13 protein-coding genes and 1 pseudogene are annotated in these 12,350 nt (G+C 69.7%); 9 read left to right on the forward strand and 5 right to left on the reverse strand.

What is annotated here, in order from left to right:
* Nucleotides 1–218 precede the first annotated feature (218 nt).
* A complete protein-coding gene (locus J4H91_RS14790) occupies nt 219–500 on the forward strand; it encodes a GNAT family N-acetyltransferase (protein WP_208047021.1) in 282 nt (93 codons plus the stop codon).
* A 60-nt stretch (nt 501–560) separates the two neighbouring features.
* Nucleotides 561–683: pseudogene (locus J4H91_RS14795) on the forward strand (zinc finger domain-containing protein); the annotation flags it as partial.
* Nucleotides 684–769: 86 nt separating this feature from the next.
* Here J4H91_RS14795 and J4H91_RS14800 read toward each other — a convergent pair.
* A complete protein-coding gene (locus J4H91_RS14800) occupies nt 770–1,060 on the reverse strand; it encodes a hypothetical protein (protein ID WP_208047022.1) in 291 nt (96 codons plus the stop codon).
* Between the two features lie 35 nt (nt 1,061–1,095).
* Here J4H91_RS14800 and J4H91_RS14805 point away from each other — a divergent pair, with 35 nt between their 5' ends.
* Both J4H91_RS14805 and J4H91_RS14810 read left to right on the forward strand, forming a co-directional pair.
* Nucleotides 1,096–1,572: a hypothetical protein gene (locus tag J4H91_RS14805; protein WP_208047023.1), complete on the forward strand. Its 477-nt coding sequence runs from the start codon at nt 1,096–1,098 to the stop codon at nt 1,570–1,572.
* Nucleotides 1,569–2,198 (forward strand): hypothetical protein, encoded by a 630-nt coding sequence (locus J4H91_RS14810; protein WP_208047024.1) that lies wholly within the window; start codon nt 1,569–1,571, stop codon nt 2,196–2,198. The genes J4H91_RS14805 and J4H91_RS14810 overlap by 4 nt, the downstream gene beginning before the upstream one ends.
* 97 nt (nt 2,199–2,295) lie before the next feature.
* Here J4H91_RS14810 and J4H91_RS14815 read toward each other — a convergent pair whose 3' ends face one another.
* Nucleotides 2,296–2,520: a hypothetical protein gene (locus tag J4H91_RS14815; protein WP_208047025.1), complete on the reverse strand. Its 225-nt coding sequence runs from the start codon at nt 2,518–2,520 to the stop codon at nt 2,296–2,298.
* Nucleotides 2,521–2,667: 147 nt separating this feature from the next.
* Here J4H91_RS14815 and J4H91_RS14820 point away from each other — a divergent pair, with 147 nt between their 5' ends.
* Entirely contained in the window at nt 2,668–3,441 is a 774-nt protein-coding gene (locus J4H91_RS14820; RefSeq protein ID WP_208047026.1) for a hypothetical protein, read from the forward strand.
* 60 nt (nt 3,442–3,501) lie between these two features.
* Here J4H91_RS14820 and J4H91_RS14825 read toward each other — a convergent pair whose 3' ends face one another.
* Nucleotides 3,502–4,503, reverse strand: a complete 1,002-nt coding sequence (locus tag J4H91_RS14825; RefSeq protein WP_208047027.1) for an NAD(P)-dependent alcohol dehydrogenase — start codon at nt 4,501–4,503, stop codon at nt 3,502–3,504.
* An 84-nt stretch (nt 4,504–4,587) separates the two neighbouring features.
* Here J4H91_RS14825 and J4H91_RS14830 point away from each other — a divergent pair, with 84 nt between their 5' ends.
* Nucleotides 4,588–5,238 carry a TetR/AcrR family transcriptional regulator gene (locus J4H91_RS14830; RefSeq protein ID WP_208047028.1) on the forward strand — a complete coding sequence of 217 codons (651 nt, stop codon included), beginning with the start codon at nt 4,588–4,590 and terminating at the stop codon, nt 5,236–5,238.
* A 134-nt stretch (nt 5,239–5,372) separates the two neighbouring features.
* Complete coding sequence (locus J4H91_RS14835; RefSeq protein WP_208047029.1) at nt 5,373–5,795, forward strand: SAM-dependent methyltransferase; 423 nt, start codon at nt 5,373–5,375, stop codon at nt 5,793–5,795.
* Between the two features lie 63 nt (nt 5,796–5,858).
* Here the strand turns inward: J4H91_RS14835 and J4H91_RS14840 are convergent, their stop codons facing one another.
* Both J4H91_RS14840 and J4H91_RS14845 read right to left on the reverse strand, forming a co-directional pair.
* Complete coding sequence (locus tag J4H91_RS14840) at nt 5,859–6,287, reverse strand: VOC family protein (protein WP_208047030.1); 429 nt, start codon at nt 6,285–6,287, stop codon at nt 5,859–5,861.
* A gap of 88 nt (nt 6,288–6,375) precedes the next feature.
* Nucleotides 6,376–6,909 (reverse strand): GNAT family N-acetyltransferase, encoded by a 534-nt coding sequence (locus tag J4H91_RS14845; RefSeq protein WP_208047031.1) that lies wholly within the window; start codon nt 6,907–6,909, stop codon nt 6,376–6,378.
* A 157-nt stretch (nt 6,910–7,066) separates the two neighbouring features.
* On the opposite strand from J4H91_RS14845, the gene J4H91_RS14850 reads away from it, so the two are divergent.
* Nucleotides 7,067–10,816, forward strand: a complete 3,750-nt coding sequence (locus J4H91_RS14850; protein ID WP_208047032.1) for an AAA family ATPase — start codon at nt 7,067–7,069, stop codon at nt 10,814–10,816.
* A gap of 212 nt (nt 10,817–11,028) precedes the next feature.
* The gene (locus tag J4H91_RS14855) at nt 11,029–12,303 is read left to right on the forward strand and encodes an ABC transporter substrate-binding protein (RefSeq protein ID WP_243753040.1); all 1,275 of its coding nucleotides are present in this window, start codon (nt 11,029–11,031) and stop codon (nt 12,301–12,303) included.
* The last annotated feature ends 47 nt before the right edge of the window (nt 12,304–12,350 follow it).

The raw sequence follows: 12,350 nt of genomic DNA on the forward strand, positions 1-12,350 counted from the left end.
CAATGGTCGGCTCGAACACCTCCGTGGCTCCGCGCTGGGGTTCCGGAACCTGACCCACTACATTGCGCGGTCGTTGCTCGAAGCCGGCGGATTCAGACCGCTCCTACACCCTCAATTCCGATGAGCCCCTAAAGTCGGTCTCTGCTTTCATGCCACCGGATGCGCCATCCGTTGAGGCCGATGTAGCGGAGCGGATCGGACTCCTTCACGGTGATCGATTGACCGAGCTGATGAAGATCCCACTGCCTGGTGGTCCTGAACATTCGTGGATTCTCGCGACTGTTGGTGTATGTCCTGACGCCCAAGGGTTGGGTCTCGGCTCCGCGGTTCTGGCGGCAGGGCTTCACAAGCTCGATGAGGAGTCCGCCGCGGTTGCTCTTGAGACATCAGACGAGCGAAACGTCCGTTTCTACCAGCGGCATGGTTTTTCGCTTGATGCGACCACCGCAGTACCGGCGGGTCCGTTGGTCTATTCAATGAGTCGTCCTGCCAGGGAATAGGAGGGATAGGTGAGCGTCAAAAACTGATGAAGTCCGGGTACTTCGCCCACTCGCTCAACCCACTCGCCCAACGCCTATGGGCGCACGGGGGAGCCGTGCCCGCGCTGCGGGGAGCCGCTGCGGCGACTCGTGATCGGCGGGCGCTCGTCGCATTTCTGCCAGTGGTGTCAGTGGCGGCGGTGAACTGCGGGTGCGATGATTCACTCTCGGAGTCTTGTGCTCCGTTCGGAACGGGGGACAGCCGGGAGCGTCGTCCGCCTCGACTCGTGCTACGCCTGCGCGAGGGTTGCGTCCACCGCCAGAGCGACGCTTTCTTCGATGGGCGCTTCTGGGTTGATGGTGATGCGATGGAGCAGCACTCCCTCTGCCGCAGCCATGAGGAAGGGGGCTCGCGCTTCGGCTTTCTCGCCGCCGAGATTCTTGAGGATGGTGCATAGCCACGCTTCCATTCCAGCTCGCTGCTTGTGCAGCGGCCGGGCCGCCCGTTCGTCGGCTTCGAGGAAGAGCGCGTACCTGGCTCGGGTGCGGGCCGCGAGCGGACCTGACTGCACCTCGATCATGCCATCACGGCGAAGACCTCACGCTCTGGGATCGCATGGCCGAGCGCCGCCCCGCCTGCGCGCTGCACGTCGAGCAGATGCGCGCTCAGCACACCGACATCGCCGAGCGGCTGACCGCCGTCGGGCAGGCGCACGCTCGCTGGAAGGCGGATCGTCTCGGCGCGAAGGCGGACCTGGTGGCGGCGCTCCAGCTGGTGGACGCGGCGCTTGCCGCGCATCTCGGCGACGAGGAACCCTTCGTCGCCGATCACGCGCCCGCGCTGCTCACGCAAGTCGAGTGGGATGAGATGCGCGACCATGGGATCGCGGGTATTCCGAAGAACCGGCTGCTGATCCATCTCGGATACATGCTCCGCGCATTCGAGGCGGAGGAGGAACGCGCCGACTTCTGGTGGGCGCTCCCGTTCGCGGCGAGGGCGCTGTATCGCCTGTTCGGCGAACGGCAGCTCACCCGCGAGCTCACCGCCCTGTACGGGGCGGACGACGAGACGGGACGGAGCGACTTCGGATGAGCGAGAGCGTCGCGCCGATGACCGCCGCCACCGCGGCGGTGTGCCTGTGGGTCGCGGGCATCGCCCTCTGGGCTGCGGCGCTGACGCCGCAGTTCTTCCCCATCTGGCGCGGGCAGGGCGACCCCCTTGAGATCGTCGCGCAGCACACGACGTTGTGGCGCGTCAGCGTGACCCTGTTTCTCGCGAGCGCGGTCGCGACGCTGCTCGGTTGTGTGCTCGTATTCGCGCCGGGCCGCGGCCCGTTCTGGCTGTCCGGAGTGATCCTGCTCGGGGTGGCGACGCCCTTGTGGGTGCTGAACCTTGCAGCGCGCCTGAGCATCGTGCCCTCCGTCGCGAGGGACCGCACTCCTGAAACGGAGACGCTGCTCGCTCTCGTACAATCGTTGACCGCGGTCGCCTGGTACGTCGTGGCGTTTCTGATCGCCGCTGCGTTCGCCGGGTTCGGCGCCGACACGCTGACAACCGGATCGCTCCCGGCCTGGGCGGGCTGGTTCTGCCTGGGATCGACGGCACTGTCCGTGACGGTCCTCATCGCAGCGCGCGACGCGGTGCCGGTCATCATCTATCTGCCCGTGGTGCCACTGGCCATCGCCGCATCCATCGCGGCCGTGCGCGGCAATCAGTGAGTAGGCAGGCTGGTTGCTGCTCGCATCGGAGCCGGTGCGCGTGGCAGAGCACGTGATCGATATTCCGGTCGGCTCGCCGATCGATTCGCCGCTCATCTCAGTATTCTTCGGAGGTGTCCGCCCGAAGTAGCCAGGTCGCTGCGCTGGGGTCCGCTCCTGCCCTGGCCAGCAGACGAAGCATCGAGACGCCGCCGATCACCGCGATGATCACGAAGGACAGGCGCCAGACGATCGGGCTCTCGGTGCCGCCGACCTGCGCGAACAGTCCCATCAGGGCCGGCAGCAGGAAGGACAGGTAGATGCCGCCGATCGTGCGGCGCATGGCCGGATTCTGCGTCCAGTCGGAGTGCGCGCGGACGACGTTTTTTCGGGAGCCGAGCTGTGGCCGCCCCGGCCCTCGGGAGCCGAGTGAGAGATTCTCGGCCGTGCTGATCGGGTAGTAGGACCTCGGCCCGGGTAGTGTGACCGCATGAGCAGTGCAGCAGGCGCCCACCCCCTCGAAGACCGTGATCCGGAGGAGGGAGAGGCGATCATCGTCGGCGACCCGCGGGTGCGGGCGTTCCCGGATCCGGCCGCAGTCTTCGCCTCCGACCAGCCGTGGCTCGAGCGGCTGCTGCACCCGCTCGTCTCCATCGAGTTGAGCGCATTCAATTCCGCCTGGAACGGCCGCGTGCCGCTACTGAGCCCGGTGGAACCCGAAGAGGGTCTGCTCGGTGAGAACACCGCCGCACACCACGACGATTATGCCTGCGAGAACTGGATCTCATTCCGTCTCGACGACAAGAGCCGGGTCGCCTTTCTCGGGCAGCGTCGATTCTTCGAGATCGAGGACCTGGAGGCGGCGGGCCGCCCGCGGGCCGTCGAGCTGAGCGAATCCTACGCTGAGGCCGCCGCCGAGTTCGCGGCGACGAGAACGCGATTCGCCCGGCTCGGCGTGCTCACCTGGGCCGATAAGCAGGATCCGACCCGGCCCCGCGAGGGGTGGGGCTTCGACGACGTGCTCGTCGACGCGCTCGGAGGTGAACCCGGCTACGGCAACTGGGCCGAGTACCCACCGCCCGCAGCGTTCACTCTCGACGACAGCGATCCCGCGACCCCCGTTCTGCGTCTTGCCGACGGGCGTCCGTTCACCTACGTGGCGGCGACCTCGGGCTACCCTTGGCGGTCGCACGGCGCCGACGCGATCCTCGTCTTCTTCGAGCCTGAGACGCGCACGGTCGTTTTCACCTTCGACTGGAGCTGAACACCAGGCGCGACGCGGGCGAACCCCGGGTTCTTGCACCCTGGCCAGAACAGAGAAGGATCACGCGATCCCGTCCGTGAACTCCGCTGCATCGGGCAGGATCACCAGGTTGCCGACCTTCCGCCCGCTGTCGATCCGAGTGTGCGCCGCGGGCAGTGCGTCGAGTCCGCCGACGGCCTCGACGAGCGGATCGAACTCGCCGCGGGCCACGAGCTCGAGGATCGTCGCGAAGTCTTCGCCGCGCTCCGGGGCCGCTCCGGCGATCACTCGGCCTCGCGCGGTGATGGTCTCGGCGAGGCTCGCGGCCGTGAGGATCACCGACCCGTCTTCCGTGGCGAGCCGCAGGCCGCCCGCGCGCCCGAGGCTGCCGACCGCGTCGAACACGACGTCGAACCGCTCGTCCAACCGAGCGAGGGGCGTCTCGCGATAGTCGATCGTGGTGGCGGCGCCGAGGCGGCGCAGCAGCGGGTGGTTTCCGGAGCTGCTGACCGCTGTGACCTCTGCACCGGCCCGCGCCGCCAACTGCACAGCGGCGGAGCCGACGGATCCCGATGCGCCGTTCACGAGCACTCGGTGCCCGGGCTGCACGCGGGCGCGGGCGCGCAGGAAGTGCAGGGCGGTGCTGCCGCCGAAGAGCGCTCCTGCGGCGTCGGCGTGACTGATCCCGGTAGGCTTCGGGGCGAGCGCCGTGAGCTTCAGCACCGCGTACTCGGCGTGCGCGCCGAGCCGGATCCCTGTCATGCCGGCGACCTCGTCGCCCGGCGAGAATCCGCTCTGCGAGCCTGCCGAGGGATCGCCCAGGCGCTCGATCCTGCCCGAGAGCACCGCGCCGGGGATCCGTCGCCGCGGCCCCAGGACGCCGATCCCGAGCCGGGCGGGAACCCCGAAGCCCCTGGGGAATCTGCCCGCCCGCAGGCGCGCGTCGCCCGAGGTGACCGCGGCAGCCGCGACGCGTATCAACACCTCGCCTGGGCGGGGCTCGGGGACGGGTGCCTCGAAGATGGTGATCGTGCTCGGAGGCCCGTAGCGGTCGACGCACGCCGCTGTCATGTGTGTGCTCATGGTGATCCTTACGACCGTAAGTTTTGGGGGATAGCGTATCCTTACATGCGTAAGTTGGCAAGGAGTCGCCAGAAAGGGGATGACATGGGCGAACGACGTCCGCTCACCGAGCAGCGCATTGTCGACGCTGCGGTCGCGGTCGCCGACGAGGGCGGCTACGCTGCGATCAGCATGCGCAACGTCGGCAAGCGACTCGGGGTCGAGGCCATGTCCCTCTACCACCACATCGCAGGCAAGGACGCGCTGCTCGACGCCCTGGTGGACCGGATCTTCGCGATGATCGAGCTGCCCCCTCCCGATGTGCCCTGGCGTGAGGGGATGCGCCTGCGGGCGGCCTCGGCGCGCAGCGTGCTGGTCGCGCACCCGTGGGCGCTCACCCTGATCGACTCCCGCTCCCACCCCGGACCCGCGTTGCTGCGGCACCACGACGCGGTGATCGGGTGCCTGCGCCGGGGAGGGTTCTCGATCGAGCTGGCGGCCCAGGCGTTCTCGGTGATCGACGCCTACGTGTACGGTTTCGCGCTGACCGAGCGCAACCTGCCCTTCGACCCCGAGGCGGGAGATGGGGCGGTCGACTTCGCCGAGGGCGCGAGCGCGGCGATCGCGCCCTACCCGTACCTGGCCGAGCTCGTGTCGCATCTCACGAGCGCGGGGGAGTACCGGTTCTCCGATCAGTTCGAAGAGGGGCTGGGGGTCATTCTCGACCAGCTGGAGCGTCGTCTCGAGCGGTTCTGAGGGCGGAGCCGGGCACAGAGCGGAGCGGAGCAGCGCAGCGCACAGAACAGGGCAAGAACGGGCAGGCGGAGGCGTCCGAGAGGGTGCACAATACAGACGAGCGCGCTGGGAGCGACGCGGAAGGGAGCCGGTTCATGACTGCGCTGTCTCCGCGCCTCGCGGCCGTCGTCGACGCGTTGCCGCTGGCTCCCGGGATGCGGGTGCTCGAGATCGGAGGAGCACCAGGGGCCGCGGCGAAAGAGGTCGCGCGCAGGGTCAGGCACATCCTCGTCATCGACCGCTCGGCGAAGGGCGTCGCACAGATCGAGCGCAACGCCGCCCGAGAGCTCGCCGACGGCCGCCTCAGTGTTCGTCAGGCCGCAGCGGAGGAGTTCGAGCTGCTCCCCGGCGAAGCGCCCTTCGATCTCGCCTTCGCGGTTCGCGTCGGCGCGCTCGACGGGCGCCACCCGCGTGCCGGGGTCGCTGCGCTCCAGCGCATCGCGGATGCGCTCGCTCCCGAGGGACGACTCTTCATCGACGGCGGGGACCCGATCCGCGAACTCCCGCTCCCGCGGTAGAGGGATCGAGCGGGCCCGTTCATCCCGCGGGCGGCGAACGGGAGAGGCGGCGTGGCACGATCCCTAGAGGGAGACGGCGCCGGCCTCGTCGATGCTCCAGTCCGGGTTGTGCGCGATCTCCCAGATCACGCCGTTGGGATCGGCGGCGTGCCCGTGATACACGCCGCCGAACGCGCTCTCCTGTGCGGGCTTGAGGATCGTGCCGCCTGCTGCCTCGAACGCGGAGAGAGTCGCCTCGACGCTCTCCCGGTCGGCCACGTTGTGCGACAGCGTCAGGCCGCTGACGCCCGTCGTCGTGTGCTCGCGCAGCAGATCCCTGTCGTATTTCTCGGCATCGAACAGACCGAGCATGAGCCCGGGCGCGATCTGGAAGAAGATGATCTCCCCGGGCACGTCGAGTGCGGGTTTCCACCCGAGGCCGTCGCGGTAGAAGCGCCGGGCCGCATCGAGATCCGGGGTCGCGAGGGTCAGGAAGTGCAGTCGTTGCTCCATGCCCACAGCCTGGCAGAACCCGGCCCGCTGCTCCAGCCCTCGTAAGTCGCCTCCGCGACCTTCTCTCTGAGACGCCGTCGCAGGGCGATTACGATGCAGCGCCGTTCCTGGGGACGGCGACCGCGTCGGCCCGCATGAACACCCGGGCGCCGTGCTCGAAGAGCCCCGCCTCCAGCTCAGCGGCCAGGAGTGCCCGGAAGAACGTCTCCTCCGGCTGAGGAGCGACCTCGAAGCCGCAGGATTCGTAGAACGGGCGGTTCCACGGCACGTCGGCATAGGTTCGCAGTGTGACGCGACCGTGGCCGCGCCGGACCGCCTCCGATATGGCGGCTTTCACGAGCGCCCGTCCGTGACCCCTCCGAGCGCTGCCGGGCGACACGGAGAGCTGCTCGAGGTGCGCCCCACCCGGGTGCTCCAGCACATGCGCGAAACCGACGGGGCGCTCGCCGGGTGCGTCCGACACGACGAGCAGGTAGCCGGGCTGCGCCGCCCGCTCCTCGCCGCTCCTCGCGTCATCGCCGATGTCGAATCCCGCGAAGTCGGCGAACACGCGGTCTGCGGCTGCCTCTATCTCCGAGAGGGATCCGAGGTCCGCGCTCGTCGCCGGTCTGATCTCGCGCATGAGTCCGACCCTAATGCGTCGCCCGTGGCATGCGCTGAGGCCGGCCCGCTCTTCGCCCCGGTGTGCCGGGCGACCCGCGCCCGAGCGGGTAAAGTCATAGGGATCGGCCCCTCGGGGCCCGGCGCGAACGGCACGATCGAGGGAGAAAGGCGGCGGCGTGCACCTGAAGAGCCTCACGCTCAAGGGCTTCAAGTCCTTCGCGCAGCCAACCGTCTTCCAGTTCGAGCCCGGTGTGACTGCGATCGTCGGCCCGAACGGCTCGGGAAAGTCGAACGTGGTCGACGCGCTCGCCTGGGTCATGGGCGAGCAGGGCGCGAAGACACTGCGCGGCGGCAAGATGGAGGACGTCATCTTCGCCGGCACCTCGACCCGCGGCCCGCTCGGCCGAGCCGAGGTCAGGCTCACGATCGACAACTCCGACGGCGCGCTGCCGATCGAGTACTCCGAGGTGACGATCAGCCGCACGCTCTTCCGCAACGGTTCGAGCGAGTACGCCATCAACGGCGAGAACTGCCGCCTGCTCGACGTGCAGGAGCTGCTGAGCGACTCAGGCCTGGGGCGTGAGATGCACGTCATCGTCGGCCAGGGGCAGCTCGACGCCGTGCTGCGGGCGACGCCCGAGGACCGGCGAGGCTTCATCGAGGAGGCTGCGGGCATCCTGAAGCACCGGCGGCGCAAGGAGCGCACGCTGCGCAAGCTCGACGCGATGGAGACGAATCTCACCCGCCTCGAGGACCTGGTCGGCGAGATCAGGCGCCAGCTGAAGCCGCTCGGCCGCCAGGCCGAGGTGGCGAGGCAGGCTCAGGGCATCGCGGCCGAGGTTCGCGATGCGAAGGCCCGGCTGCTCGCCGACGACGTGTTCAGGCTGCGCCGCGAACTCGACGAGCTCGCGCGCGACGAGTCCGAGCGCCACTCCGAGCGCATCGTGCTGCAGGAGCAGATCGAGCAGAAGCAGCTGCGCATCTCGCGCCTGGAGCAGGAGCAGCAGGGCGACGAGCTCGACGCCGCCCGCAGGGTGACGATCGCGCTGGAGTCGGCCCAGTCGAAGCTGCGCGGGCTGCTCTCGCAGGCACAGCAGCGGCTCACCTTCCTCGCGACTCAGGGCGAGGGATCCGCACCCGTGACGCGGCTCAGCCGCGCGGCCGTCGAGGAGGCGCGCGCTGAGTCGGCCCGACTCGAGGGGCTCATCCCCGAAACGGAGGCCGTGTGGGAGCGGGCGAGCGCCGCGACGCGCGCGGCGCAGCGATCCCTCGACGCGATCGACGAGCACATCGCCGCCCAGAGCGCGCTGGTCTCGAAGCACGACCTGCAGCTGTCGCAGCTGCGGGGCCGTGCCGAGACCGCGCTCGCCAAGCGGGTGGCGCTCGCGCAGGACGTGGCGCGGCGCGAGCAGGCGGTCGCCCAGGCGAGCGCGAGGGCCGAGGATGCGCGGGGCGAGCTCGCCGACTTCGAGGCGCGCGAGGAGATCGCCGACGCTCCCGAAGAAGACTCGGGGGCCGACCGTGACGCCTCGTATCGCGGGGCTCAGGAGCGGCAGGCCGCGGCCGAGCAGCAGCGGGACGCGGTGAGGGATCGGCTGCACGCGCTCGAGCAGGAGCGGGCCGGTCTCGAGGCCAGGGTCAGCGCGCTCACGCGTTCGCTCGACCAGCGCGACGCGTCGGGTGCGCTGCTCGCCGACTCTCCCGAGGGCATCGGGGGTCGGGTGTCGGATCGCATCCGCGTGCGGGAGGGCTTCGAGGCCGCCGTCGGAGCCGCGCTCGGCGTCTTCGCGGATGCGCTGCTCGTGGACGACGATGCGGCCGCCGTGCGGGCGGTGTCGGCGGCGCGCGAGCGCGACCTCGGCCGTCTGCGTGCGGTGATCGCGGGTTCGGCGGCGTCGGACGCGGACGCGAAGACGAGCCCCGAGGTCGAAGGCCTCACCCGTGCGGTCGACGCGCTGCTCGACGCCCCGGAGGGCGTGCGCGGGCTGCTCGCGCGGAGCTATCTCGCCGACGACGCGGAGCGCGCGATCCGCGGCGCGGCGCGGTTGCGCGAGCTGTGGCCCTCCGGCGGATACACGGTCGTCACGGCCGGCGGCGACGTGCTCACCGAGTTCACCGTCACCGGGGGCTCGGCGCTCGCGCCGTCGCGCATCGAGCTCATCGCCGAACTCGAGCAGGCGGAGCTGCGGCGCGACGCCGTCGCGGCCGAGGTCGCAGAGGTGGAGGCCGAACTCGCCGAGCTGCGCCAGGAGGCCTCGCGCGCCAAGGTCGATGCCCAACAGGCCTTCGCCGAGCTCCGCGCGGCGGATGCGCGCCTCGCGGAGATCGCGAAGGAGCGCAACCGCCTGCTCGCCCGTGCGGAGGCTGCGCAGTCCGAGGCGGAGCGTGCAGGTCACGCGCTCTCGTCGGTCGTCGCCTCCGCGGAGGAGGCGGCCCGCGAGGCCGACGCCGCCGAACAGGCGTTCGCCGAGGCCGAGGCCGCTCCCCGCCCCATTCTCGACGTGAGTCAGCGCGAGGCGTTGCAGAGCGAGGTGGAGCAGGCCCGATCGGAGGAGATGGAGGCGCGGCTGGCGCTCGAGACGGCTCGCGAGCGCGCCAGGGCGAGCGCCGCGCAGCACGTCGCCATGGCGGAGCAGTTCGAGGCCGAGAGCCGAGCGGCCGAGGAGGCCGCGCGCCGAGCCGTGCTGCGCGCCCGCCAGGTGGCCAGGGCTGAGCGGGTGGCTGAGCTGCTGCCCGCGATCCTCGACGCCTGCGATCGATCCCTGTCGGAAGCGCGCATCGCCCAGCAGGCGGCGGAGGCCGAGCGCGCGCGGCACAGCCAGGAACTCACCCTGCTGCGGTCGGAGGAATCGGAGCTGCGGCAGAAGCTGCACGCGCTCACGGAGCGCGTGCACGGATCGGAGCTCAAGAGCTACGAGCGCAAGCTGCAGCTCTCGACGATGCTGGAGCGCGCGGGCAACGAGCTCGGTCTCGTCGAGGATGTGCTCATCGCCGAGTATGGACCGGAGGTGCCGATCCCTGTCGGAGGTCCGTCGGCCGATCAGGAGCGGCGGATCGAAACCGAGAGCGCCTCGCCTCGCTCGGCACGCCCGGCCGATGAGGAGGCGCCGCAGTTCGCGAACGCGCTCGAGGCGGAGCTCGCGGCGGAGCTCGGGCTGACGGCCCCGGCGTCCCCTGAACCTGGCGAAGGGGACCGAGTCCCGCCCCCTTCGACAGGCTCAGGGGGCGGGACAGGCTCGGGGAGCGGGGGCGCCTCGGTGCCCTTCGTGCGCTCCGAGCAGGAACAACGCCTGGCGCGGGCCGAGAAGCAGCTGGCGCAGCTCGGCCGCATCAACCCGCTCGCGCTGGAGGAGTTCGCGGCGCTCGAGCAGCGGCACTCCTTCCTCGCCGACCAGCTGAAGGATCTCGCCAAGACGCGCGCCGACCTGCTCTCGATCATCGAGGATCTCGACCGCAAGATGCAGGGCATCTTCGGCGAGGCCTTCGAGGACACCAAGGCGGCGTTCGCGGAGGTGTTCCCGATCCTCTTCCCCGGCGGATCGGGGGAGGTGTTCCTGAGCGACCCCGACGACCTCCTGAACACCGGCATCGAGATGGCGGTGAAGCCTGCGGGTAAGAAGGTCGAGCGCCTGTCGCTGCTGTCAGGCGGGGAGCGATCCCTCGCGGCCGTCGCCTGGCTCATCGCGATCTTCCAGGCCCGCCCCAGCCCCTTCTACATCATGGACGAGGTCGAGGCGGCTCTCGACGACGCGAACCTCGGCCGCCTGCTGCAGGTGTTCGAGCGGCTGCGCGAGAATTCGCAGCTCATCGTCATCACGCACCAGAAGCGGACCATGGAGATCGCGGACGCCCTGTACGGCGTCTCGATGCGGCAGGACGGCATCAGCGCGGTGGTCGGCCAGCGCATCGGCAGGGACCAGGAGTGAGGCCGGATCCCTCGCCCCGGCTTTGTGCGTAAGGTACAGAAAACAGGGCCGTGGCTTGGCGCAGTGCAACGTAGTCGCCAAGAGTGTCACGAGACGCTAACAACTCGCCGGAAGCCCCGGTGCGCAAGGCGCTCTGCGCCCCCGCCTTCACTAAGCTCGACTGTGAGTGCCGCGAGGCTGCGGCACTGCGAATGTGCAGAAAGGCGTCATTCATGAGGAAAATCTCCCAGAAGGCCATCGGCGGAATCGCGCTGCTCGCGACCGCCGGCCTCGTGCTGACCGGATGCTCGAGCAGCTCGGCCGAGTCCTCGGACTCGGGCGAGAGCGGCTCGACCGCGGCGGGCAACCCGAAGGCGCTCGAGATCGCGACCCTGCTCCCGCAGACGGGCTCGCTCGAGCACCTCATCTACGGCCCGGAGGGCGCGGTCAAGCTCGCGCTCAAGGACATCAACGATGCGGGCGGCGTGCTCGGCGAAGACGTCACCGTCGTCGCCGAGGGCAACGAGGGCGACAGCAACGATGCGACCGTCATCGCGAAGAGCGTCGACGAGATCATCAAGGCGAACCCCGCCTTCGTGCTCGGCGCCATGGGCACCAGCAACACCAATGCCGCGATGCCGAAGCTCACCGAGGCCGGTATCCTGATGGGCTCGCCGTCGAACACCGGCATCGCGCTCGCGGGCATAAACCCGCTCTACTTCCGCACGATCGCCTCCGACACCATCCAGGGCAAGGCGCTCGGCAACCTGATCGTGAAGGACGGCCCGACCAGCGTCGGCATCCTCGCGCTCAACAACGACTACGGTCAGGGCCTGCGCGACAACCTGCAGAGCACGCTCGAGGACGCGGGCGTCGAGGTCACCTATGGTGCGAAGGGATCCGGCGAGGAGTTCCCCGAGGGCCAGACCTCGTTCTCGTCCGAGGTGTCGGCGGTGCTCGCGACCAAGCCCGAGGCGATCGCGATCCTCAGCTACATCGAGGCGCAGCAGATCATCCCCGAGCTGAAGTCGCAGGGCTTCGACCTCTCGAAGCTGTACCTGGTCGATGGCAACACGACCCCGTACGAGGATCTCGATCCCGGCACGCTCGAGGGCGCCCAGGGCACTACGCCCGGTCGCACCGTCGATGACGGCTTCGAGAAGGAGCTCGCGGCGGTCTTCCCCGACGTCACGAAGAGCCTCAACTTCGCCCCCGAGACCTACGACGCCGTAGTGCTCGTCGCGCTCGCGGCTGAGAAGGGCGGCGCGGCCGACTCGGAGACCATCCGCGAGAACCTGCGCGCGGTGTCGGGCGCCGACGGCGGCGAGGAGTGCAGCACCTTCAAGGACTGCGCCGCGCTGCTCAAGGACGGCAAGGACATCCACTACTCGGGCAAGGCCGGCATCGGCCCGCTGAACGAGGACAACGATCCCTCGACCGCTCTCGTCGGCATCTACAAGTACGACGCCGAGAACAACCCGGTTCCCGTCGACGAGATCCAGGGCTGATCCCGGCCGCTTCAGCAAAGGAGGGGGTCCCGGTTCCGTAAGGAACC

The sequence above is a fragment of the Leucobacter ruminantium genome (assembly GCF_017565705.1).
Classification (GTDB): Bacteria; Actinomycetota; Actinomycetes; order Actinomycetales; family Microbacteriaceae; genus Leucobacter; species Leucobacter ruminantium.

Bases quoted from the DNA above. Each gene is read 5' to 3' on its own strand.
- J4H91_RS14800 (WP_208047022.1), bottom strand. From the start codon at position 1,060: ATGATCGAGGTGCAGTCAGGTCCGCTCGCGGCCCGCACCCGAGCCAGG.
- J4H91_RS14805 (WP_208047023.1), top strand. From the start codon at position 1,096: ATGGCCGAGCGCCGCCCCGCCTGCGCGCTGCACGTCGAGCAGATGCGC.
- J4H91_RS14810 (WP_208047024.1), top strand. From the start codon at position 1,569: ATGAGCGAGAGCGTCGCGCCGATGACCGCCGCCACCGCGGCGGTGTGC.
- J4H91_RS14815 (WP_208047025.1), bottom strand. From the start codon at position 2,520: ATGCGCCGCACGATCGGCGGCATCTACCTGTCCTTCCTGCTGCCGGCC.
- J4H91_RS14820 (WP_208047026.1), top strand. From the start codon at position 2,668: ATGAGCAGTGCAGCAGGCGCCCACCCCCTCGAAGACCGTGATCCGGAG.
- J4H91_RS14825 (WP_208047027.1), bottom strand. From the start codon at position 4,503: ATGAGCACACACATGACAGCGGCGTGCGTCGACCGCTACGGGCCTCCG.
- J4H91_RS14830 (WP_208047028.1), top strand. From the start codon at position 4,588: ATGGGCGAACGACGTCCGCTCACCGAGCAGCGCATTGTCGACGCTGCG.
- J4H91_RS14835 (WP_208047029.1), top strand. From the start codon at position 5,373: ATGACTGCGCTGTCTCCGCGCCTCGCGGCCGTCGTCGACGCGTTGCCG.
- J4H91_RS14840 (WP_208047030.1), bottom strand. From the start codon at position 6,287: ATGGAGCAACGACTGCACTTCCTGACCCTCGCGACCCCGGATCTCGAT.
- J4H91_RS14845 (WP_208047031.1), bottom strand. From the start codon at position 6,909: ATGCGCGAGATCAGACCGGCGACGAGCGCGGACCTCGGATCCCTCTCG.
- J4H91_RS14855 (WP_243753040.1), top strand. From the start codon at position 11,029: ATGAGGAAAATCTCCCAGAAGGCCATCGGCGGAATCGCGCTGCTCGCG.